This is a genomic window from Candidatus Aalborgicola defluviihabitans, from assembly GCF_016705985.1.
Classification (GTDB): Bacteria; Pseudomonadota; Gammaproteobacteria; order Burkholderiales; family Burkholderiaceae_C; genus Allorhodoferax; species Allorhodoferax defluviihabitans.
The window spans coordinates 206,591-229,844 of the sequence record NZ_JADJKN010000024.1 but is presented as its reverse complement, the minus strand read 5'-3'; the positions used below and the strand labels follow the sequence as shown (position 1 = coordinate 229,844).

The window sequence follows — 23,254 nt, the reverse complement described above, 5'->3', positions numbered from 1 at the left end:
CGCCATGGCTTTGTCCCTCTCCCAACTCAACGCCGCACCGCTGGAAGAAGCCACGCAATGGCTGGCCGGCCTGTATGAACACTCGCCGTGGATTGCCCGGGGTGCATTGGCCGAGCGGCCTTTCACCAGCCTGGCCCAGCTCAAGCACGCCATGGTGCGGGTGCTGGCGGGTGCAGGTATTGAGCCGCAACTGGCACTGATCCGCGCCCACCCCGAACTGGCCGGCAAAGCCATGGTGGACCAGAGCCTGACCGCCGAGTCTGCCAACGAGCAAAGCAAGGCGGGTCTCACGCACTGCACACCGGCGGAGTTTGAGACCATTCAACAGCTCAACCGCGACTACAACGCCCGCTTTGGCTGGCCCTTTATCCTGGCGGTGCGCGGGCCGCGTGGCACGGGTCTGCCCAAGGCCGAGATCATTGCCACGTTTGCGCGGCGCCTGCAGGGCCACCCCGACTTTGAGCGCCAGGAGTGCCTGCGCAATATCCACCGCATTGCCGAAATTCGCCTGAACGATCTATTTGACATCACGCCCACACAAGGCAACCGCGTGTGGGACTGGCAAGAGGCGCTCGCCCAGCACACCGACCCCGGTTACGCCGAACTCGGCCAGCTCACCGTGACCTACCTGACCGACGCGCACCGCGCCTGCGCCGCCCAGATCAGCGCCGACATGCGGGCTGCCGGCTGTGACACGGTGCACATCGACGCCGTGGGCAATGTAGTGGGTTGCTACCAACGTGATAGCGCATTACGTATATCCGACGAGGGCTACAGCCCGATTTTTCATAAGACTTTGCTGACGGGCAGCCACTACGACACGGTGCGCAACGGCGGCAAGTACGACGGCCGCCTGGGCATTTACGTGCCGCTGGCCTGTGTGCAGCAGCTCTCCCAAGCCGGCAAGCGCCTGCCGTTTGATCTGGAGATCGTCGCCTTTGCCGAAGAAGAAGGCCAGCGCTACAAGGCCACGTTTTTGGGCTCCAGCGCCCTCACCGGCGACTTTGAACCCGCCTGGCTGGACCAGGTGGATGCCAATGGCACCACCATGCGCGCCGCCCTGCAGCACGCCGGGCTGTGCGTGGACGACATCCCTGGCCTCAAGCGCAACGCCAGCGACTACCGGGGTTTTGTGGAAGTCCACATTGAGCAAGGCCCGGTACTCAACGCGCTGGATATTCCGCTGGGCGTTGTCACCTCCATCAACGCCTCGGCGCGTTACGTGGGCGAAGTCACGGGCATGGCCAGCCATGCCGGTACCACGCCGATGGACAGCCGCCGTGATGCCGCGTGCGCCGTGGCCGAACTGGTGCTGGCCGTAGAGAGCCGCGCCGCACAAGATGCAGATTCGGTCGGCACGGTGGGGCAGTTGCAGGTGCCCAATGGTTCCGTCAATGTGGTGCCGGGGCACTGCCAGTTCTCACTGGACCTGCGCGCGCCCAGCAACGCCCAGCGCGACCGCCTGGCCGCCGACGTGGTGCAAGCCGCACACACCATTTGCGAGCGCCGTGGCGTGCAGCTCAACCTGACCGATACGATGCGCGCCAGCGCCGCCCCCAGCGATGCCGCCTGGCAAGCCCGCTGGGAGGCCGCTGTGCAGGCGCTGGGTGTGCCGCTGCACCGCATGCCCAGCGGCGCCGGCCACGACGCCATGAAGCTGCACACCATCCTGCCCCAGGCCATGCTGTTCGTGCGCGGGCAGAACAGCGGCATCAGCCACAACCCGCTCGAATCCACCACCAGCGACGACATGCAACTCGCCGTGGACGCGTTTGCCCACTTGCTGAACCAACTCGCTACCCCTGCATCGGACTGATTGCCCATGACCACCTACGACCAACTCGACGCCTGGATTGACGCCCACTTTGACGCGCAAGTCGCTTTTCTGCAAGAACTGATCCGCGTACCCACCGACACGCCACCGGGCAACAACGCACCTCACGCCGAGCGCACGGCCGAGCTGCTGCAGGGTTTTGGCTTTGCCGCAGAAAAACACGCCGTGCCACAAGCTGAAGTACACGCCGCCGGGCTGCAATCCATCACCAACCTGGTGGTGCGCCGCAAATATGGCCCAGGCCGCACCGTGCTGCTCAACGCCCATGGCGACGTGGTGCCGCCCGGCGATGGCTGGACGCATGACCCCTATGGCGGCGAGATTGCCGACGGCAAAATCTATGGCCGCGCCGCCGCCGTGAGCAAGTGCGATTTTTCCACCTACACCTTTGCCGTGCGCGCGCTGGAAGCGGTGGCCAAACCCACCCACGGCAGCGTGGAACTGCTGTTTACCTACGACGAAGAATTTGGCGGCGAAGTGGGCCCAGCCTGGTTGCTCAGCCACAAAATCATCCACCCCGACCTGATGATTGCGGCGGGCTTTAGCTACCAGGTCATCACCGCGCACAACGGCTGCCTGCAGATGGAAGTGACGGTGCACGGCAAGATGGCGCACGCCGCCATTCCGTCCACCGGCGTGGATGCGCTACAAGCGGCCAACCGCATCCTCACCGCGCTGTACGCGCAAAACACGCTGTACTTGAGTCTTACCTCCCAGGTCGAGGGCATTACCCATCCTTACCTGAACATTGGCACCATCGAGGGCGGCACCAACACCAACGTGGTGCCCGGGCGCGTCACCTTTAAGCTGGACCGGCGCATGATCCCCGAAGAAAACCCGACCGAGGTGGAAGCGGGCCTGCGCCAATTGATTGCAGACACCGCCGCCAGCCTGCCCGGCGTCACGGTCGACATCAAACGCATTTTGTTGGCCCGCGCCTTGCAGCCGCTGCCTGGCAACCAGCCCTTGGTGCAAGCCATTCAAAAGCATGGCGAGCAGGTGTTTGGCGAACCCATTCCCGCCCTGGGCACGCCGCTGTACACCGACGTGCGCCTGTTCTGCGAGGCTGGTATTCCCGGCGTGATCTACGGCGCGGGCCCCCGCACGGTGCTGGAATCCAACGCCAAGCGCGCCGATGAACACCTGGATCTGGAAGACTTGCGCCGCGCCACCAAAGTGGTGGCGCGCACGCTGTGCGATCTGTTGGCCTGACCCACTCGCTGCCGGCTTACATCACCACGTCGGCTGGTACGCTTTTGGTGGCTGACGGGCCGGCGGTCATGGCACTGCCGGCAGCAGCCAGCATGGTGCACACAATGGCCAGCCACTGCAACGCGCTCAAGTGTTCATCCAGCATGATCAAACCCAGCACGGCGGCCACCGCAGGCTCCATGCTGGTCATGATGCCAAAGGCCTCTTGCGGCAGGCGCTTGAGGGCCACCATCTCCAGCGATATCGGGATGGCACTTGAAATGGCGGCCACACCCAAACCGTACAGCAGCACCGATGGCTGCAGCAAGGCAGCCCCAGCCTGCCACGCACCCAGCGGCACCACGGCAATGGCTGCCACCGTGAGGCCCAGCGCCACAGAATGGCCTGCGTGCAGATGGGACACGCGCTTGCCAAACACAATGTAAGAGCCCCAGCAGAATGCAGCCGCCAGTGCGTAGGCCACGCCTTCGGGGTCCAGTGCCGTTGCGCCTTCACCAATGGGCAGCAGCAAACCCAGCCCCACCACGGCCAACGCCAGCCAGAGAAAATCAACCGGCTTGCGCGACGAGAACATGGCAACCGCCAATGGCCCCGAAAATTCAATGGCCACGGCCAACCCAAACGGAATGGTCCGCAGCGACATATAAAACAGCAAATTCATGAAACCCAGCGCCACGCCATAGCGCAGCAGGGACAGCGCATCGACGCGGTTCAACGGCCAGCGCCAAGGCCGCCACAGCACCACCAGTAGTACAGCGGAAAAACCAACCCGCAAAGCCGTGGTGCCCAACGAACCCACCAGAGGAAAGAGTTGCTTGGCAAACGAGGTACCAATACCCAAAGCGATAACGGAGCCCAGAACGGCCAATAAGGGGACGGCTTGCGTCCAACGGTGTGCATGCATGGTGAAACGATAACCGACGGAGGCTGCAGGCCTATTTACATGGAGTTGCATTTCAACATCAAATTGACACAGCACACGGTCACACTTGGGTCTATGCTAAACGTTCTAGTAAGGAGACACCCCCATGAACCCCACACAAATACCCACCGCAGCCGCACTGGCGTCTGCCAAAGGCCCGGTTTCGGAAGCTGCCATTGCGCAACTGGTGGGCCAGGTGTATGAAATCGCACCGCCCGCTGAACGCCGCCGCCTGCTGGAACACCTGATCAGGCCGCTGGGCGTGCTGTCGCTGGTTGCCGTGGCCAACGGCATCTTTGCCAGCATCCGCTTTCGCAGCGGCTGGCCCGATCTGAATGTGCGCATGGAAGATGCACAAAACGTGCAAGCTGGTGACGTGATTGCACTGGTGGACTATGTGCAGCAAGTCAGCGTCAATGCCGTCGATGGACTGGCGCACTTGCTGTCCGCCTCGCCGGTGCTCACCAGTTCTGCAGCGGCGACCCTGCTGATCACGGTGCTGGTACAACGTGCCCGCACCCGCCGTGCCGAGGACCGCGACATATAGCCGCACCGGGGTATAGCCACTCACACACGAAGATTTCACCCGTCGGGTGGAAGGGCTCGCTCAAGGCCAGTTAGAATACAACGCCTCGGAGACTTGGGTGAGTGGTTTAAACCAGCAGTCTTGAAAACTGCCGACGGGTAACCGTCCGTGAGTTCGAATCTCACAGTCTCCGCCAGCGGGCCTTGCCCCGCAAGGTTGATCCGTGCAGATGCGGCCTTCTACCCATAACCTTACCCATCGTTTGAAAACCAGGCCAGCAGCCACGGCCACGTATTGGTTGATAAAGCCAACGGTTGTAAATACCGCTATAGGCCTCGTCGGTCACCAGTGGAGGCATTTGGCATCGGCCACGTTGCAGACGTGCCAGCCTGTTTGCACAAGCAGTGCATCAATGCTGACTCTGGCTTTTTTCTCTGGCGTCACGGCATCTCCCTTGCTGGCATTCTAGGGGACGCATGCGTAGGCAAAGAGGCCTGGGTGCTGCGTCCTGTTCCGGCGCAGTGACGCCAACAGCACGGTGGTTCAAACATGAATGTCGGGCGAAAATAATCGCCCGTGGGGGGGCGCGAACGCGCAGATGTGATAAAACTCCTGTCAGTACCCTCGACCCGAAAATAAGTTCTCATGATTACAAGACGCCAGTTTTCACTTGCAGCCGGCGCTGCTGCATGGTCCGAAGTCCCTCAGGCCTACGCCCAGTCCGGCCAGATTATTCTTGGACAATCGGCCCCATTTACAGGCCCTGCCGCACAACTGGGCATTCAGTTCCATGCTGGCGCCAAAATGTTTTTTGACCGTCTGAACGCCGAAGGCGGCGTGGGTGGCCGCAGTGTCGAGATTCGTAAACTCGACGACGGTTACGAACCCGATCGCTGCATCCAGAACACCCAACAATTCATTGAAGACGATGTGTTTTGCCTGTTTGGCTATATCGGCACACCCACCAGCGTGGCCGCATTGCCGCTGGCCGTCAAAGCAAAGATGCCCTTCTTTGCACCCTTTACCGGGGCCATGGCTTTGCGCACGCCCTTGCATCGCAACGTCTTTCATTTGCGTGCGTCGTACAACGACGAAACGGCACTGATCGTCAAGCACTTGACGACCCTGGGCCTCAAAAAGATCGCTGTTTTTTATCAGAATGACGCCTACGGAAAGGCTGGCTTGGATGGGGTCACACTGGCTTTGGCTGCGATCAATCTCAAGCCCGTCGCAGTGGCTACTGTCGAGCGCAACTCGGTGGAAGTCGCCAAGGCGGTAGCTACCATCAACGCAGCAAGCCCGGATGCAGTGGTGCAAATCGGAGCCTACAAAGGGTGTGCCGCCTACATTCGCGCAGCCCGCGCAGCCGGTTACGGCGGAACCTTTTACAACGTGTCGTTTGTGGGCACGCAAGCGTTGGCTGACGAGCTGGGTAAAGAGGGCGCAGGCATCGTGGTCTCGCAGGTCATGCCAACGCCTTACAACAGCGTCAAGCCCATCTCGCGCGAATTTGTGGAGGCCACACAGAAAACCAAAGGGGCCGTGCAAGTGAACTTCTCAAGCATAGAGGGCTATATTGCCGCCAAAGTCTTCACCGAAGGCTTGCGACGTGCCACGGGTAAGACCTCACGCGAGGGGCTCATCAATGGCTTGGAGAGTATGAGCAACTATGCGATGGGCGGTTTCAATGTGAGCTTCTCACCGTCCGACCACGTTGCGTCCAAGTATGTCGAAATATCGATGTTGACGGGTGACGGTCGGGTGCGCACCTGAACGGCACTCTGAGAAATAGGCTAAAGCTCGGTGTACTTGGCGCTATTGCCCCGCGCGGTCTCCACCGGATACTTCCGGGCATTGACCAGCATCTTGGCTTGTGCGGCGGCGATCAGGTCGATACCCAGCTTGTCACACAACTGCAGCAGGTAAAGGAACACGTCGGCCGCCTCTGCCGCCACCTCGGCCGTTTTATCGGGCATCAGGGACTGGCTTTGTACCTCGGTCAGCCACTGAAAATGTTCCAGCAGTTCGGCCGCCTCCACCGATAAGGCGCTGGCCAGATTTTTGGGCGAATGAAACTGCGCCCAATCGCGCTCGGCGGCGAAGGCACGCAGGGATTGGATCAGGGGGAGCAGTTCGCTACGCATGGGGCAATGGTGGCAGCATAACCTCTATCAACAAGCCCGGCCCGGCGTTGCGCACGGCAAAGCTTGCGCCGTGCGCCAGCGCCACCAGCTTGCACAGGTACAGGCCCAGGCCCACGCCGCCCTCGGCGCGGGTGCGCGCGGCATCTGGCCGGTAAAAGGGCTGGGCCAGGTTGGGCAACTGATCTTCGGGCACCCCGGGGCCATAGTCGCGCACGGTGAGGCAGACGCGGCCATCGCCCTGGCGCTGCAGGCTGACCTGCGGTGCAGCCGACGCGCCCGCACTGTGACGCAGGGCGTTTTCCAGCAGGTTGCGCAGCAACAGGCGCATGCGGGTGCGGTCCAGCGGCAGCAGCGGCAGGTCTGTGGCCAGCGCCTGCGTGACAACTGGCGCGCCATCCAGCGCAGCGACCACCTCGCGCACCAGTTCCGCCAGATCAGTGGGCTCACGGTGCAGGGCAGCGTGGGGGCTGGCCAGGCGCTCGCTCTCCAGCAGGTCGGTAACCAGATCGCGCATCAGCGCCAGGTCGCGCAGCAGCGCTTCGCGGCTGGGCTGCACATCAGCGGTTTCGGGCAACAGCTCGGTGTTTAGCCGTGCACGGGTCAGCGGGCTGCGCAACTCGTGACTGATGGCCAGCAAGAGCGTGCGCTTGGCCTCCAGCATCTGGTGAATGTCTGCCGCCATGGTGTTGATGGTGGCGGCCAGCTCGCCCAGTTCGTCGGGGTGGTGGGCGTGGCGCACGGCAATGGGCTGTGCAAAGTCACCCGCGCCAAAGCGCAGGGCACCCGCGCGGATGTCGTCCAGCGGGCGCAGCAAGCGGCGCACGCGGGCATAGGCCAGTGCCGTGAGCAGCAGCAGGCCGGCCAGCGTGGCCCAGCCGATAAAGCGGGGGCGGTCATGCCAGTCCTGCACGCTCAGGCCAAACTGGATGCGGTGGCCGTCGGCGGTGTTGCGTTCGTAAAAACGGGGCTCGTCGGTCTTGAAGCGTTTGTCGCCACCCCAACCACGGTCGCTGCCGGGGTCGGGCGGGTTGCTGCGCCAGTTAACCTGCGGGCCGCCGATGCGCACGCTCAAAGGCAAGCGCTGCGTCAGCGCCTGGGCACGCTCCACACTGGGCGGGCTGCCCAACTCGGCGGCGAGCTTGTCGATGTAATCGGCCACCAGGGGCTTGGCAGCATCGCGCCAGCCAATACCCAGCGCGTATTGCATGCCCACCAAAAACGTACCGGCCATGGCCAGTGCCAGCAGCAGGAACAGGGCCACCAGCCGCACGCGCAGCGAGTGGGCCAGGGCATGGCGGGCGCGGTGGTGCCAGCGGGGTCTTTGCGGAGTGTTCATGCAGCGGCTTTGCCCAAGGCCAGCGCGTAGCCCGCGTTGCGCAGGGTCTTGATGCAGTCCAGCGGCTCCAGCTTTTTGCGCAGGCGGCTCACCACAATATCCACCGCACGGGTGTAGAGCTCGGCCTCGTGGCCACGCAGGTGGTTGAGGATGTCGTCGCGCCTGAACACCTTGCCGGGTTCGCGCGCCAGCAAGTAGAGCAAATCAAATTCGGTGCTGGTCAGGTCCACCGCCTCGCCCTGGCGCTGCACGGTACGTGTGATGCCATTGACCACCAGACCATCAAAGACCAAGGTGTTGGCATCTGTCGCCAGGGGTTTCACGGCGGTGGGCAGGCGGCGACGCAGCACGGTTTGCACGCGGGCGACCAGCTCACGCGGCTCGAAGGGTTTGGGCACATAGTCATCGGCGCCCAGCTCCAGCCCCACCACGCGGTCCATCACGTCGCCGCGTGCGGTGAGCATGATGATGGGGATGTCGCTCTCTTTGCGGATGGCGCGGCACAGGGCAAAACCATCCATCTCGGGCAGCATCACATCCAGAATGGCAGCGTCCACACCTCCCTGGCGCAGGCGCGCCAGCCCTTCGCTGGGCTTGAGGGCACACTCCAGCGCCATGTCGAAGCGCGCAAAGTAGGCCGCCAGGGGCGGGCCCAGTTGCGCGTCGTCGTCAATCAGCAGGATGCGGGGCATGTGGCATTGTCCCACCGACGTCAGGCGGATTTAGCCGCGGTGGAACCAGCGGCCACGGCCTTCCATAAAGTCACGCACCTTTTGCTGCTGGGCAGGGTTCAGGCTGTCGTAAAAGTCGGCCAGAGCGGCAATAACCTCGGGGCTCTTGGTTTGCAGCACGGTGGTTTTTTCGGTCACCAGGGCCTGCGCACGGGCAGCGTCAAACTTGGCGCCGGCCACCAGGGCCTTCATCTCGGCGCGCGGGTCTTTGGTCTGGCCGATCAACGCGGTGCGCTGCGCATACAGTTTGTCGCCCAGGGTAACCAGGCGCTTCTTCTGGTCTTCGGTGAGGTCCAGTTTGCTGGCAACTTTGTCCACCATTTTGTCGCGCCTTTGCGCATATTGCTCGGCACTCATGCTGGCAGCGTAGTCATGCTGGCGGTGGCCACAGGCCGTAAGGCCACCCACCAGCAGGGTGGCGCCCAGGACGCCAATGAGGGTACGTTTGACGTGACGGTGGAAGAAGTGTGTCATGCGGACCTTTCGAATCCCGAAGGATGTGTTGAACATGACCGCAATGGTGCCGCCAAGAGACCGATACAGGGTGTCAGGGCGGTTTCGGTTTGTATCGGTTTATTTCACACGGCTCAGAGGCGGCGAATCGGCAACTTGCGCCACACCAGGCGGTAGTAGGCCGTCTGTAGGCCCAGCATCACCAAAAAAGTAATGGGGTAGGCCGCCCAAATACCGTTCAGGCCGTAGCGCTGGCTCAGCAACCAGGCCGCTGGCACTTCAACACAGGCAATGGCGAACATGCTGATAGCGGTGGGCCACAGCACCACGCCGCTGGCACGCATGAGGCCGGACAGCACCATTGACATGCCCATGATCACCACGCTCCAGAGCATGACGTGCAGTAGGGTTTGCGCCAAGTCCACCACCGCCACATCGGTAATAAACAGCCCCAGCACGCTGCGCGAAAACACATAAGCCAGCAACACCAACGCGCCGGTGAACAGCAGATTCATCCAGATCCCGGTGCGGGCAATTTGGCCCAGCAGGTGGGAGCGCCCGGCACCGATAGACTGCGCCCCCAGAATGGACGCGGCAATGGCAATGGAGATGGCCGGAAACTGCACATACGACACGATCTGGTTGACCGCACCATAGGCGGCTGTGGCCTGCGAGCCATAGCGGTTCACCAAAAAGAGCACGGCGATTTCAGCGAGCGAGACCGTCATCATCGATAGACCGGTGGGCAGGCCAATGCGCAGCACCTTGGCCAGAATCACCCGGTCCACGAGCAAGTGCTTCCGCATCAGCGCATTGGGTGCCATGGGGTGGTTCACGCGCAGCAGGTGCCATGCAGTCCAGGCAATCGCGGTCGAAAACGACACGACCGACGCCCACGCACCGCTGGACACGCCCAAGCGCGGCAAGCCCAGCCAGCCCTGAATCAGTGCCGGCGTGACCACCAGCCCCACTGCGGTGGAGATGATCAGGGTCTTGAGCGGTGTTTTGGTGTCACCCACGCCGCGCATCATGGAGGTAATGAGCAGGAAGACAAAGATGCCGGGTGCGGCGATCATGCTGATACGGGCATAGGCAACCGCATCGGGCAGGATATCGGCGGGCGTGCCCAGTAGCCGCAACAAGGCGCCGGTGAATGTGCCACCAAAGACCGCGACAACCAGCCCGAAATAGATGCCCACCATCAGCGTGGTACCGGTGATGGCCCGCACACGCTCCGGGTTTTTGGCGCCCCAGGCCTGGCCAATGAGTACCGAGGCACCAGAGCCCAGGCCGATCATGAACGCAATCAGAAAAAACAGCACCGGGAAGAATGCCGACACCGCCGCCATGGCCTTCACGCCCAGCATCTGGCCCAGGTAGATGTTGTTCACCGTGCCAGACAGCGCCTGCAAAATGTTGCTGATGATCATGGGCACCAGAAAGGCCAGATAGGCTTTCCAGAGTACGGGTGGCGCTGCCTTGGGCTGAGCCGGATTGGCGTTTTTTTCCATCATGGGACTCTCTGGTCACGCCGCAAAGGCGTGGGTTGATATTTTGAGCAAATGGGCCTGCACATCGGCGGGCCAGGGCGCCACGCGCGCCGCAAAACCCGCGTGGTCACCAGCAAACAGCGCACGGCTGGCCTCTTCAAAACCCGCCTCGTGCCCGGCCATAGTGGACATGAATTTGTAGGTTACCGCACCGCAGTGGCGCACGCGGTCTTTGGTTTCGGATGAAAGGCGCGCGGTTTCCACCAGCTTGCGCAAAGCCTCCGAGGCGCCGCCGGGCTGGCGCGCCAGCCATTCCCAGTGGCGCGGCAGCAGAGTGACTTCCCGGGGTGACACCCCCAACTTGGGCCGCCCCGGTCCGCGTGGGGCCTCGGCCGGTGTGGGCGCCTCTTCCACCGAGGCGGGTGGCATGGCCAGCGTCATGGCGTGGTTTTGTGCGTTCAGCCGTGTCAGAAAATCAGCAAGGGAGCCACGCCAATCCAGTTCCACCACCTCGCTGGTGGCATCGTCAAAAATCAGCACGGGTGGCGGGCTGATGCTGCTGGCCCAGCGGTCCACCACAGGCTTGGTGGCCAAAGCCACGTCCCGCAAGGAACCACTGGCAATGCAGGTACTGCCCTCAAACGCGGTGCATGCGGTGTCTAACCATGTCATATATTTATCCGGGTTTAATTAATTCAGTAATTATATCCGGGTAAATTAAAATGAGGCTGACGTCTTTAACGAGCCAACACCGTCTCCAGCGCCTTGCCCGTGTTCGTGCTCAAACACACGACCCCCCCAGGCGTTGCCGCTGCCACCACTTGGGCACCCACCTTGCCGCCGTCCGGCACCAGGTAAATTGCCCAGTTAACTAAAATCACGGGGTTTAACAAAGAGCTATACCAAAAAGAACTGGTCCAAAAAGATTACAGGGAAGCTTCCAACATGTCAGCCAGTTCCGCCCGGGCATTGCCTGTGGGCAAACCCCACCAAACTGGTAATGCCTGGCCGATACTAACGCCATGAATATCACCATCATCGGCACCGGCTACGTCGGCCTAGTCGCCGGGGCCTGCCTGGCAGACTTGGGCAACCATGTGTTTTGCCTGGACATCGACCAGTCCAAAATCGACCTTCTCAACAGCTGGAGGCGTGCCGATCTACGAGCCCGGTCTCAAAGAAGTGATTGAGCGCAACATAGACGCCGGTCGGCTGACCTTTTCTACCGACGTGGCCGCCAGTGTGGCGCATGCCATCGTGCAATTCATCGCCGTTGGCACCCCGCCAGACGAAGACGGCAGCGCCGACTTGCAATACGTGCTGGCCGCCGCCCGCAACGTTGGCCGCCACATGACGGATAACAAGGTGGTGGTAGACAAGTCCACTGTCCCCGTTGGCACTGCCGACAAAGTATCTGCCGCCATACAGGCCGAACTCAACGCACGTTTTGCCAGTGCAAGCCCCACCTTCAGCGTCGTATCCAACCCCGAATTCTTGAAAGAAGGCGCAGCGGTAGAAGACTTCACCCGCCCGGACCGTATCGTCCTGGGCGTGGCCGCGGACGCCGCTGGCCAACAAGCCCTGGCCATATTGCGCCAGCTCTACGCCCCATTCAACCGCAACCACGAGCGCACCCGCGTGATGGACGTCAAGAGTGCCGAGTTCACCAAATACGCCGCAAACGCCATGCTGGCCACCCGCATCAGTTTCATGAACGAGTTGGCCAACCTGGCCGACCAGGTGGGGGCCGACATCGAACTGGTGCGCCAGGGCATAGGCTCAGATCCGCGCATTGGCTACAGCTTTTTGTATGCTGGCACCGGTTACGGCGGCAGTTGCTTCCCCAAAGACGTGCAGGCCCTCATTCGCACCGGGCGCGAGCATGGTCAAACCCTGCGCATGCTGGAAGCCGTTGAGGCCGTCAACCACGACCAAAAGAGCGTGCTGGTCAACAAAGTGTTTGCGCGCTTTGGGCGCGACCTGTCAGGCAAGACCTTTGCCCTGTGGGGCCTGGCCTTCAAGCCCAACACCGATGACATGCGTGACGCGCCCAGCCGGGTCGTCATCGGCGCGCTGCTGCGGGCCGGCGCGCGCATTGTCGCGCATGACCCGGTGGCCGAACACGAAGCACAGCGGGTGGTCGCACTTGACCTGGCCGATGCGCCCGCCCTGTTGGAGCGCATTGAATTTGCAGCCAAACCCATGCAAGCCGTGCAAGGTGCCGATGCGCTGATCATCGTCACCGAGTGGAAGGCCTACCGTAGCCCCAACCTGGCCGCCCTGAAGGCTGCCATGAAGACCCCAGTTGTCATCGATGGCCGCAACCTTTTTGAGCCTGATTTCATGGCCGCTGCTGGCTTTCAGTACGCAGGCATTGGCCGCAACACCCACTGAACCCCAATATGCGCAACTACAACCCCACCCAACGCATTCTGGTCACCGGCGGCGCTGGCTTTTTGGGCTCACACCTGATCGACCGGCTGCTCGCCCGTGGTGATGACGTTGTCTGTGCCGACAACCTCTTCACCGGCACCAAGCGCAACGTGGAGCACTTGCTTGGCCATCCGCGCTTTGAGTTCATCCGGCACGATGTCACTTTTCCGCTGTACCTTGAGGTGGACCAAATCTACAACCTGGCTTGCCCTGCCAGCCCCATCCACTACCAGCACGACCCAGTGCAAACCACCAAGACCAGCGTGCACGGTGCCATCAACATGCTGGGGCTGGCCAAGCGCCTGCGCGCCAAGATCTTTCAGGCCAGCACCAGCGAAGTCTATGGTGACCCCACCGTCCACCCGCAGACTGAGGCCTACTGGGGCAACGTTAACCCCATCGGTATCCGAAGCTGCTACGACGAAGGTAAGCGCTGCGCCGAAACCCTTTTTTTTGACTATTACCGCCAGCACAAGCTTGACATCCGCGTGGCCCGCATCTTCAACACCTATGGCCCGCGCATGCACCCCAACGACGGTCGCGTGGTCAGCAACTTCATCATGCAAGCGCTGCAGGGCCAAGACATAACCCTGTACGGCAGCGGCCAGCAAACCCGCAGCTTTTGCTATGTAGACGACCTGATCGAAGGCTTCATCCGCTTCATGGATTTGCCCCGTGGTGCCGACGGCGCACCCGGTTTCCCTGGCCCTATCAACCTGGGTAACCCGGTGGAGTTCACCATCCGCCAACTGGCCGAATTGGTCATTGCCTTGACAGGCTCCAGTTCCAAAATGGTCTTCATGCCCCTGCCAGCGGACGACCCCCTGCAGCGCCAGCCCGACATCAGCCGTGCGTGCGCGTACCTGAACGACTGGCAGCCCCAAGTGCAATTGCAACAAGGCTTGGTTAAGACCATTGCCTACTTTGACCAACTTCTGTCCTCCAGTTGAACCATGTGCGGCTGCGGCAAGGCGCACCAGATTGCCGACGTACCGGTCGGCCATTTTCTGTTAGCTGGCATTGACTCGGCCCTGCTCACCGCCATAGCCACCGCCCATGGTGAGCGCCCCGCAGACCCTGAACCAGGCTTTTGCCGCGATTACAGCGGCACCGCAAACGACGAGGCTCTCATGGCCGAGCAACTGGCTGCAGTACTGGGTACTGGTCAGCCGCTTTACATCGCTCCAATACGCTGGCTTGCTGGAGTATGGAGGCACGCTGGGTGGTAGTTCTTGCACGGCACATGACGTTGGAACCTGTGCGCGGATGGCGCCAACACCGGCTACTGTTTCCCCTACATGCTGGTCGACGTTGTGCGTATGTCAAAAGAAGGAAAGCGCGACAAAGCGCACGATTTTCTCGACTCGCATTTGCCGCTCATTCGCTACGAACAACAACCCGGCTCCGTGGCTCGCAGTGCGCAAATATGTAATGATAAAGTGCGGTATTTTGAGCCACGACACCCTTCCCAAACCGGGTACCGAGCTGTCGACGGTGGCTCGCGCAGAGATGAACTGTTTACTGTCACGTGTCGCTCAAGTAGACTCGTGACCGAGCAAATTGCTGTAGCTCCGGCGTCTGGCAGTTTCGCCGCATTTCTGGCGAGTAAGTTCGACTTTCTAAAGAAAATTCAATTGACAAACGCCTTTTCCGGATGAGCAAATTCGAAGACTATAAAAGCTCACCGATGAGCGTTCGCATGACGTTGGGGCCACTCGCCCGCCCCGTCGATACGATGCGGTTCATGTCAATCCATGCCTTCGAGCAGGTGTTTTCGTGCCGCATCAATTCTCTGCCGCAAAACGTCTGCCTGATGGGGTGGATTGAGGATGAGCAGTGCTGGTACTGTGCGCCTGAGGCGCTAGCGCGCCAACATTCGACGCACGTGAGCCACACTTTCCACACTTTCGGCACTAAAACGCTTCTTGCTTTTTTGTCGGAGCGTGTCATGCCACAGCTAGAGATTCCATCAATTTGGTTTCCGTACTGCTTCTATGATGCTTGGCGCGAACGAACGTTGTTTTCGCCAAATTATCGATGGGTAGTGCCACCGGATATGACGGACTGGACCGAATGGCGTGGCGAGGCAGGTGAGGTGCCTATCGTGAGTCCAACGCGCCACTGGGTCATGTGTCAGGGTGCGCACCGGGACGATCCGAGCGCCTGCGTCGTTGTGGATGCCCACTATCTCACGCAAAACAATTACGTTGAGCTTTTCTCGGAAGTGGAATCGCATCGCATCGTCTGGGCCAACAAAAGACCTCGGGCTGTCCTTGCTGGAGCCGATCACGGTGAGAACGCCAATTTCTTCGTCCCGGCTGAAGACGCAACGCTAAATCCCCGGCGCCTGATCAGGAATACCGTCGCGAGTCAGAGTCTCGCCGTTGACGTCTATCTTGGAAGAAACGTGTCGCTCGCAGAACAGTTGGCCTATCGCTACATCATCGATGCAGACGGCTACGCGCGCACCTGGAGCGCTTGGGCATGGAAGATGATGAGCGGATCAACGGTACTCTCGCTTGAATCGCCGTGGACCGCCTTTTTTACTGAACAGTTTTCGCCGTGGGAGCACTTTGTGCCTATCGCCAACGACTGCTCGGATCTAGCCGAAAAGCTGGACTGGTGCCGTAACAACGATTTCGAATGTCAGGAGATTGCGAGTCGCGCGCGTGATCGTGCGATGATGGTCTATGAAGTCAGTAACGTTACGAGTAGGATGATTCGCCGTTTGCGCGAGAGCCTTGCCGAGCCTGTCCCCGCAGGTTGGCCGGCGACTCTTTAGTTTCCGCACGATCAAGACTGTTCAGCGAAGCGTATGCAGCGGCGGCTTTTTGCCCTGAATTGGCAATGGTCCCAGTTCGCCGATTTAGTTTAGGCGAGCACCGCGCGAGCTCATGACGCGTGTGACATCTTCAAAACGCACCACCGCAATACACGACGGTATGCTATTTGATTTTCCCGATGTCGACACTGTTTATGAATATAAAGACGGCCAAATGCAACCAGGGAATTTCTAGACATGAATGATCAAGCTGCCAAAAAAATAAAAGTTTTACTTGAAATGCGCCCCGCCCTTGAGGGGTTTGCCGGCATTCCCCAAGAGGTTCGCCTGCTATTCCGCGGACTGCGAAAAATCGAATCGGTGGATGTCGAGGGATTGATACAGACATCCCATCGCGTGTTGGCGCGCGGGACTAAGGATGAGGGATTTTTCTGGAAAAGGCTCACTCAGGCCAAGAAGATTAATCGCTATTCACGGGTCGTCGTTTCGATGGCAGAAAAGCCATACCGAAACATGCTGGATGTGGCGCTAGATTTTATTGAGAAGCGGCTATCTTCTTCAAAACTGTTACTGTTAACTCTGACGAATGTTGGCATGGTCAAACTAACTCGTTTTGAGTCAGCTTCATTTGAAGATTTTACTTGGCGCACACTGTTTGCCAAGACACTTCCTGCTTCTGATTTCGATTTGGTTGCAAAGGCAGACCACCGGATTTGTTCCATCCCATGGACTACCATGCACATGGTCGGATTGAATTCGATGAGCTTCTATTCAGATGCTGTATATCCAACGCTGGAAACACAAGGATTTGATATATTTATTGGGCAAACGCCCTATCCAGGTCGCACAAATTCAAAAACGGCTCTCGTGATTCGATATCACGACGCCATTCCGATTTTTATGCCCCACACCATTTCAGATCAATCACTCCATCAGGCAACACATTTCTATGCTTTGATGGGTAATGTTAAATCTGGCGCGTGGTTTGCCTGTGTATCAGAAGCAACTCGACGAGATTTGATTCGGCTCTTTCCAGAAGTCGCCAATCGAGCGGTAACAATCTATAACATGGTTTCCCACCATTACTTCATCGAAAATTCATCTTTTGAGCGGGTCTCGGGTATTATTAGATCACGGTTGTATGGTTTGGACCCAGATGGTAAAGACCTCGGACTATCTCCAAAATTTTTGACCTTGCGCGAACAAGAAGCTTTCTATAAGAAACATCTGTTCGATGACAATTTTAGATATATTCTGGTGGTATCAACTATTGAGCCTAGAAAGAACCATACCCGCCTGCTTGCGGCATGGGAGATGATTAAAGCGGATATTGATCCTAATATAAAATTGGTTGTTGTTGGTACTCTAGGCTGGAACTTCAAAGAAATCATTAAAGGATTCAAAACCTGGATTGATCGCGGTCAGTTATTTATGCTGAACGCCGTTCCCGCTCCTGATCTCCGCGTCCTCTACCGGCACGCTGTAGCGACTGTATGTCCGAGCCTAGGTGAGGGGTTTGATTTTTCGGGTGTTGAATCAATGGCAAGTGGTGGTATCACAATTGCTTCTGACATTCCCGTTCATCGAGAGGTTTACGAAGACGCTGCAGAATACTTCGATCCCTACGCAACGATGAGTCTGGTAAAAGCTCTCAAAAAGGCGCTGTATGAAACCAACGCCCCTTACTTGCAGGAAACAATGCGTAAAAATGGAGAGTCTATTTCGTCCCGTTACTTGCCGGAGAAAGTTCTACCAAAATGGGAGCTTTTTCTTGAAAAAGTGAAGAAGGAGCATAATAGCATTTAAGAATACTCAATTTGTATTTATATATTCTTATATCAAACCATTGTCAGCATCGGCCAATAAGTGTGATTGTTTTTATAAATGCGACTATTTGATTTGTAGTCAATTTGCATCTCTGTAGATCGATTTGTGATTTATATGTAAAGTCATTAGTTCATTCGGAAAACTTATTGGATTTAATGGGAGTCTTGGGCAACTCAGACAAACACAGGCAGATGCAAATGAGGTGTCATGCATCCGGGCTGGCTGGCGCTGTCTGTCAAGGATTGTTAGGACGCAATCCAAACTTGATAGATCTCAGCAGAATCGTAGGGAAATTGCTATTCCAGAGTGATTCTCAATTACTTATTGCTGATATTGGTAAATCATCCGAAAATTGGAATGATAAATTTTACTTTAGATCTCAGGAGTTGGTTGAAATAGCTTATCTAGGGATATTCAGTGGAACACTATATTCAAGTGGGGATTCTCAATATGTGCAGTTTAGAACGGCATGGAGTCAATTCTAGTATTTTCGATTGAGCACAAAACCGGACGGCGGAGGCAGTTGTTCTTCGGCTTGGGTTCATCAAAAATTTCTTACTTCTGATCATAAAGAAAATCTCGGGGGGTTCTCAAATTCATGGGAGTGCGCTGCCACACGTCCTAGCGTCCAAGTTCATCGATAATGGACGTTCTCCCCACCCAACGCCACCCAAGTGGCTTAGATGTCGCCCCCATGACCTCCCACTTGCTAGTCTCTCTCTTGCATTTCAGCGGGCGCAGTCAGTACCGGTTCTGGATGTTGCTTTGCGGGCTGTGTTTGGTGGCTACCCAGGCAACTGCCGGTGATCCAGTGCTGGACATTGGTCACATGGATGCCAACCCCATTTCGTTGACCAGCCATTTCTCGGTGTTCGAAGACAGTAGCCAGCGCCTGCAACTGGAGGATGTGCAAAAGCCCGATATGGCCGCCCAGTTTAAAGCTGGCACGGCGTCTGGCGAATCCCTCAGTTTTTCCTACACTGCGTCCGCCATGTGGCTGCGTCTGCATGTGCAGAACACCAGTAACGCGCCGGTTGTGCGGATGTTGGAGATCTCCAACCCATTACTTGCCCATCTGACGTTCTACCAGCCGGTCGATGACCAGGGCTACCAGGCCACGCAAACCGGCTATGCCTTGCCTTTTGCCACACGCCCGCACGCCAGCCGTTTCTTTGTGCTGCCCATTCGCTTGCCGGCCCATGCCGACCAAATGCTGTTTTTCCGGGTTGCCACGCCCAACTCCATGATCCTCCCAGTCAAACTATGGGAGCTACAGGCCTTTCATGCGCACGAACGGGCCGACTATGTGTTTCAGGCTTTGTACTTTGGTAGCGCCTTGGCAATCATTCTGTACAACTTGATGCTGTTTGTGGCACTGCGTGATATGGGCTATTTGCTCTACTTGGTGTCGGCCGCCTTTAGCGTATTGACGCTGGCGACCTTTGTGGGTGTTGGCGCCGAATACATTTGGGGGGGTGTGCCTTTTTTCACGAAGATGGGGACCAATGTATTTTTGGCCATTGCGTTGACAGCCTTCCTGCTGTTTACGCGGCGCATGCTGTTTACTGCTGAACGACTGCCCGTGCTTGATCGGTTGCTCAAGCTGTTTGTGTGGATCAATGTGGCGTTTTGTGGCCTGTTTTTTTTGTCGTTCGAGCACGTTGCACGGCTGTTTGTTATCAGCTACGCCATCACTGCGCTACTGTTGCTGGTGACGGGGACGTTCTCTGCCTACAAGCGCGAGCGCAGTGCCTACTTTTTTATGGCGGCGTTCGCGGTGGTGTTGTTGGCGTTGGGAATGCTGGCGATGCGACAGCTGGGCGTTTTGCCGACCAATGCTTGGACGACGTCTGGAGCGCAGATTGGCTCTGCGTTGGAAATGTTGCTGCTCTCTTTTGCGCTGGCCGACCGCTACAACGTGATGCGCCGTGATAAAGATTCTGCGCAGCAGCGCCTGGTTGAGAACCTGCGCACCTCTGAAGCCATTTTGGAGGATCGGGTGGTCCAACGCACCACTGAACTGGAAGTCCTTAACCAACGGCTGGAGGCCTTGAGCACTATCGATGGCTTAACGGGTATTGCGAATCGGCGCCATTTTGACAAGCTGTTTGCCGCGGAGTGGCTGCGCTGCATGCGCTTGGGTCAGCCCCTGGCGCTGGCAATGGTAGACATCGACTGGTTCAAAAAATACAACGACTGCTATGGTCACCAAGCCGGAGACGAATGTCTGCGCAAGTTCGCACGTATTTTGTCTGCCACGGTGTCCCGCAGCAGCGACATAGTGGCGCGCTACGGAGGCGAGGAGTTTGTGTTCTTTGCACCAGCCACCGATGCAGAAGGCGCATTGAATATGGCCGAACAGCTCTGTGCAGAGCTAGAGGCTGCGGCGCTGCCCCATGCATTCTCAACTTATATGTGTGTTACGGCCAGTATCGGTGTGGCAGTTGTAGTGCCCAGTGAAGTGCAGGCTCCTGCTGCGCTCATCCAGGCAGCCGATGCTGCGTTGTACCTCGCCAAAAAGCAGGGGCGAAATCGCGCTGTGCTGGGAACTGTAACGGTATAGGGAATAGAAAATTCAACCGTATGCGCCCAAGTACACACCGGAAAATTGGCCGCGCAAAACACGCGCACCCACACCACAATGAACCGCAATTGCGATTCACAGACAGGGACCCGCCCCGGGCTCCTGTGCACTCTCACCCTCCCACAACGGTGGCCCGCGGGCTGGGGTGATGCGCATCTGGCCCCCACACATTGGGCAGATCAGGCGGGGTCGCCCCATCCACGCCGCAGAGCACAACGGCAGTGTCGATCGTCCGTCAGCACGCTGTAAAACCGTGGGCAAACATGCCGCATTAGAGGTACTTGCGGAAAGCCTTCTCCACATAGGCCGATGGCGCATGTGGTCGCTTTGACCGTCAAACTGGCCGGTGCTGGCGAGATTTAGCCAAATCTCAAAGTGCTCGGCCAACGTCTTGTACGGCAGGGTGCGCTCGGGTGTTGGTGAGAATGCTGCGGCGACGAGTGAGGCGGGCCTGGCATAGGGTGGTGCCGGTCTGGAGCGATCTCACTGATTGCGAATCCAAAATGCCAAATTGGACGCAAAACGGCCACTCAGCCCTCGTCGACATTGCGCATGCCGCTTCTGTTTTTATAGCAACACTCCTACCGTGCCAGCACCGCCTTTAGCGCCACCCCGGTGTGCGTACCCAGCCTGACCACACCTTCGGGCGCAGCCGCCGCCACCACCTGGCCACCGGCATTGCCACCATCCGGCCCTAGGTCAATCACCCAATCCGCCTCGGCAATCACATCCAGATCGTGCTCGATCACGATTACGCTGTGGCCGGCATTGACCAAGCGGTGCAGCACCTGGATGAGTTTTTCTACATCGGCCATGTGCAGGCCCACGGTGGGTTCGTCCAGCACATACAGGGTGTGCGGCGCCTTGTTGCCACGCTTGCCAATGTCGTCACGCACTTTGGAGAGCTCGGTCACCAGCTTGATGCGCTGCGCCTCGCCACCCGATAGCGTGGGCGATGGTTGCCCCAGCGTGAGGTAAAGGCCCACATCCTTTCGCAGTTGCAGCGGGTAGGCATAGCGGCAGAAAATTCCACCGCTTCGGCAAGCATGCTGCGCTGGTTGCGCGTGATGTCTCACCCGGACGGAGGCGTGGCCTTCTTCAACGACTTTGCGCTGGGCATTGCGCCAGAGGTGAAAGAACTGGCCGCCCATGCCCAGACTGTGGGCGTCGATGCCCCTGATGAGCCGCTATCGGATATCGAGGTGCTGCGTAATTCCGGCTACATACGCTTGCAAACCGAATGTGCCGTTGTGATCGCCGACGTCGCCGAAATCGGCCCGGACTATCTGCCGGGCCACGCGCATGCAGATACGTTGAGCTTTGAATTGTCGCTGCACGGTCGACGTGTATTGGTGAACGGGGGAACATCAACCTACGAAGCAAACGCCGAACGGATATTGCAACGCGGCACTGCAATGCACAACACGGTGCAGGTGGACGGTGTCGATTCTTCCGAGGTATGGGGCAGTTACCGGGTTGCACGGCGCGCGCGGCCGCTGGATGTGACATGGGGCCGCAAAGGCGCATCCCTGTGGATCGAAGCGGCTCACGATGGCTACCGTCGTCTGCGCGGCGCGGTGACTCATCGTCGGCACTGGACTTTGGATGATTCCGCGTTGAGCATTGCCGACGCACGCACGGGTCAGTTTGACTCAGCGGTTGCGGCCTTCCGCTTCGCGCCCGGCCTGGAACCATCTTCGAATGGTGATGTTGCGGTGCCGGATGGATCGGATCTGCGCTGGTGTAGCCAAGGTGGGAGCAATGTAACCGTGAATTCGAGTACATGGCATCCTCGTTTCGGTGTGAGCGAGCCGTGTGCGCTGGTGTTGATTCCTTTCGGTATGCACGACCTGCAAACCACGATTACGTGGAGTCGAGTTCAGGAAATATGCAAAACGTTTTTGCTTAGCCGTTTCGGAAACCGCCGAAAAGGGCCAATTGTCAGATCAGGGCAGAATCCAGCTTGTCGGAAGATGAAGAGTGGCTGCCGCCAGCATGACAACAAATAATGGGTTATCAGGGGTTCCAACGTCATGCGCATCCTTTTCCTGTCCGACAACTTTCCGCCTGAGGGGTACGCGCCGGCAACGCGACTGTATGACCACGCTATCCGCTGGGTGCGGGCCGGACCCGAAGTGACGGTGATTACATCTGCGCCGAATTTCCCTGAAGGCCGTATCTTTGCCGGGTATCGCAACGCATAGCGACAGGTCGAAAACGTCGATGGTGTGCGCGTTGTACGTGTCAAGACATACATCACGGCGAACGAAGGGTTTCTCAAGCGCACGTTGGACTACCTGAGCTTCATGCTAATGGGGTTCGTGATTGGGCTGTTTGAGCGCAGACCTGATGTCGTGGTCGCAACGTCGCCGCAATTTTTCGCGGCGACCGGCGGCTGGGCGTTGTTGATTGCCAAGTGGCGGCCGTTCGTATTCGAACTGCGCGACTAATGGCCCGAATCGATTGTCGCGGTTGGTGCGATGAAAAAAAGGCTTCATGATCCGCATGCTCGAAAGGGTTGAGCTACTCCTGTAGCTATGAGCAAGGAAACTGAGCGCAATTAGCATCAATGCAACGAACGCGTATGATCCTGCCCCCGAATTACGGACACCCGTTTAAGCGAAATAAGATAGCTCGAACGCTTCGGGGCTGAGATAGCCCAGAGTCGAGTGGAGCCGGTTGCGATTGTAGTAGACCTCGATGTAGTCGAACACGTGGACTTTGGCTTGTTCGAGCGACTGGAGTCGCTCGCCGTGGATCGCCTCGACCTTGAGGCTGTGGTTCCAACTCTCCATGGCTGCGTTGTCGTAACAATTGCCCCTGGAAGGATAGGAAATTCAACCACCTGAGCCCAAGTATGCACTGCAAAACGGGCCCCGCAAAGCACCGGCACCTACATTCACCAGTCTGATTTCCCCAAGAAATTCGCCGCCGTCACCACAATGCGCCGCAAAGGCGACCTGCAGACACAGCCCCGCCC

Annotated in this window: 18 protein-coding genes, 1 tRNA gene and 3 pseudogenes; 13 read left to right on the top strand and 9 right to left on the bottom strand. The window is 58.6% G+C overall.

Going from position 1 to position 23,254, the window contains the following annotated elements:
• The first annotated feature begins 4 nt into the window (after window positions 1-4).
• Complete coding sequence (gene uraD / locus IPI80_RS19880; protein WP_413862827.1) at window positions 5-1,816, top strand: 2-oxo-4-hydroxy-4-carboxy-5-ureidoimidazoline decarboxylase; 1,812 nt, start codon at window positions 5-7, stop codon at window positions 1,814-1,816.
• 6 nt (window positions 1,817-1,822) lie between these two features.
• Window positions 1,823-3,046: a M20 family metallopeptidase gene (locus tag IPI80_RS19875; RefSeq protein WP_413862826.1), complete on the top strand. Its 1,224-nt coding sequence runs from the start codon at window positions 1,823-1,825 to the stop codon at window positions 3,044-3,046.
• Window positions 3,047-3,062: 16 nt separating this feature from the next.
• Here the strand turns inward: IPI80_RS19875 and IPI80_RS19870 are convergent, their stop codons facing one another.
• Window positions 3,063-3,950 (bottom strand): EamA family transporter, encoded by an 888-nt coding sequence (locus tag IPI80_RS19870; protein ID WP_413862825.1) that lies wholly within the window; start codon window positions 3,948-3,950, stop codon window positions 3,063-3,065.
• A gap of 124 nt (window positions 3,951-4,074) precedes the next feature.
• On the opposite strand from IPI80_RS19870, the gene IPI80_RS19865 reads away from it, so the two are divergent.
• From IPI80_RS19865 to IPI80_RS19855, 3 genes are all read left to right on the top strand, one after another.
• Window positions 4,075-4,515 (top strand): hypothetical protein, encoded by a 441-nt coding sequence (locus IPI80_RS19865; RefSeq protein WP_413862824.1) that lies wholly within the window; start codon window positions 4,075-4,077, stop codon window positions 4,513-4,515.
• An 87-nt stretch (window positions 4,516-4,602) separates the two neighbouring features.
• Window positions 4,603-4,690: transfer RNA gene (locus IPI80_RS19860), tRNA-Ser, on the top strand.
• A gap of 449 nt (window positions 4,691-5,139) precedes the next feature.
• Window positions 5,140-6,267, top strand: coding sequence for an ABC transporter substrate-binding protein (locus IPI80_RS19855; RefSeq protein ID WP_413862823.1), 1,128 nt, complete (start codon window positions 5,140-5,142; stop codon window positions 6,265-6,267).
• 20 nt (window positions 6,268-6,287) lie between these two features.
• Here IPI80_RS19855 and IPI80_RS19850 read toward each other — a convergent pair whose 3' ends face one another.
• The 6 genes from IPI80_RS19850 to IPI80_RS19825 form a co-directional block, all read right to left on the bottom strand.
• Complete coding sequence (locus IPI80_RS19850; RefSeq protein WP_413862822.1) at window positions 6,288-6,638, bottom strand: nucleotide pyrophosphohydrolase; 351 nt, start codon at window positions 6,636-6,638, stop codon at window positions 6,288-6,290.
• The gene (locus IPI80_RS19845; protein WP_413862821.1) at window positions 6,631-7,974 is read right to left on the bottom strand and encodes an ATP-binding protein; all 1,344 of its coding nucleotides are present in this window, start codon (window positions 7,972-7,974) and stop codon (window positions 6,631-6,633) included. The genes IPI80_RS19850 and IPI80_RS19845 overlap by 8 nt, the downstream gene beginning before the upstream one ends.
• Complete coding sequence (locus IPI80_RS19840) at window positions 7,971-8,666, bottom strand: response regulator transcription factor (RefSeq protein WP_413862820.1); 696 nt, start codon at window positions 8,664-8,666, stop codon at window positions 7,971-7,973. The genes IPI80_RS19845 and IPI80_RS19840 overlap by 4 nt, the downstream gene beginning before the upstream one ends.
• Window positions 8,667-8,696: 30 nt before the next feature.
• On the bottom strand, window positions 8,697-9,179 hold the full coding sequence (locus tag IPI80_RS19835; RefSeq protein ID WP_413862819.1) for a Spy/CpxP family protein refolding chaperone: 483 nt from the start codon (window positions 9,177-9,179) through the stop codon (window positions 8,697-8,699).
• 113 nt (window positions 9,180-9,292) lie between these two features.
• Window positions 9,293-10,672 (bottom strand): MATE family efflux transporter, encoded by a 1,380-nt coding sequence (locus tag IPI80_RS19830; protein ID WP_413862818.1) that lies wholly within the window; start codon window positions 10,670-10,672, stop codon window positions 9,293-9,295.
• 12 nt (window positions 10,673-10,684) lie between these two features.
• On the bottom strand, window positions 10,685-11,320 hold the full coding sequence (locus IPI80_RS19825; RefSeq protein WP_413862817.1) for a DUF2239 family protein: 636 nt from the start codon (window positions 11,318-11,320) through the stop codon (window positions 10,685-10,687).
• 350 nt (window positions 11,321-11,670) lie between these two features.
• Between IPI80_RS19825 and IPI80_RS19820 the strand changes: the two are divergent.
• From IPI80_RS19820 to IPI80_RS19795, 6 genes and pseudogenes are all read left to right on the top strand, one after another.
• A pseudogene (locus tag IPI80_RS19820) lies at window positions 11,671-13,042 on the top strand (UDP-glucose dehydrogenase family protein).
• Between the two features lie 8 nt (window positions 13,043-13,050).
• Window positions 13,051-14,031, top strand: coding sequence for a UDP-glucuronic acid decarboxylase family protein (locus tag IPI80_RS19815; RefSeq protein ID WP_413862816.1), 981 nt, complete (start codon window positions 13,051-13,053; stop codon window positions 14,029-14,031).
• Between the two features lie 3 nt (window positions 14,032-14,034).
• The gene (locus IPI80_RS19810; protein ID WP_413862815.1) at window positions 14,035-14,310 is read left to right on the top strand and encodes an asparagine synthase-related protein; all 276 of its coding nucleotides are present in this window, start codon (window positions 14,035-14,037) and stop codon (window positions 14,308-14,310) included.
• Window positions 14,311-14,735: 425 nt separating this feature from the next.
• Complete coding sequence (locus tag IPI80_RS19805; protein WP_413862814.1) at window positions 14,736-15,863, top strand: glycosyl transferase family 90; 1,128 nt, start codon at window positions 14,736-14,738, stop codon at window positions 15,861-15,863.
• Between the two features lie 237 nt (window positions 15,864-16,100).
• Window positions 16,101-17,669: a glycosyltransferase family 4 protein gene (locus tag IPI80_RS19800; protein ID WP_413862813.1), complete on the top strand. Its 1,569-nt coding sequence runs from the start codon at window positions 16,101-16,103 to the stop codon at window positions 17,667-17,669.
• A 715-nt stretch (window positions 17,670-18,384) separates the two neighbouring features.
• On the top strand, window positions 18,385-20,253 hold the full coding sequence (locus IPI80_RS19795) for a diguanylate cyclase (protein WP_413862812.1): 1,869 nt from the start codon (window positions 18,385-18,387) through the stop codon (window positions 20,251-20,253).
• A gap of 602 nt (window positions 20,254-20,855) precedes the next feature.
• Here IPI80_RS19795 and IPI80_RS19790 read toward each other — a convergent pair.
• Window positions 20,856-21,287 (bottom strand): annotated as a pseudogene (locus IPI80_RS19790) (hypothetical protein); the annotation flags it as partial.
• Window positions 21,288-21,320: 33 nt separating this feature from the next.
• On the opposite strand from IPI80_RS19790, the gene IPI80_RS19785 reads away from it, so the two are divergent.
• Both IPI80_RS19785 and IPI80_RS19780 read left to right on the top strand, forming a co-directional pair.
• On the top strand, window positions 21,321-22,283 hold the full coding sequence (locus IPI80_RS19785) for a heparinase II/III family protein (protein WP_413862811.1): 963 nt from the start codon (window positions 21,321-21,323) through the stop codon (window positions 22,281-22,283).
• A gap of 279 nt (window positions 22,284-22,562) precedes the next feature.
• Window positions 22,563-22,724, top strand: a complete 162-nt coding sequence (locus IPI80_RS19780; RefSeq protein WP_413862810.1) for a hypothetical protein — start codon at window positions 22,563-22,565, stop codon at window positions 22,722-22,724.
• Between the two features lie 165 nt (window positions 22,725-22,889).
• Here the strand turns inward: IPI80_RS19780 and IPI80_RS19775 are convergent.
• Window positions 22,890-23,108: pseudogene (locus tag IPI80_RS19775) on the bottom strand (IS3 family transposase); the annotation flags it as partial.
• Window positions 23,109-23,254: the final 146 nt, after the last annotated feature.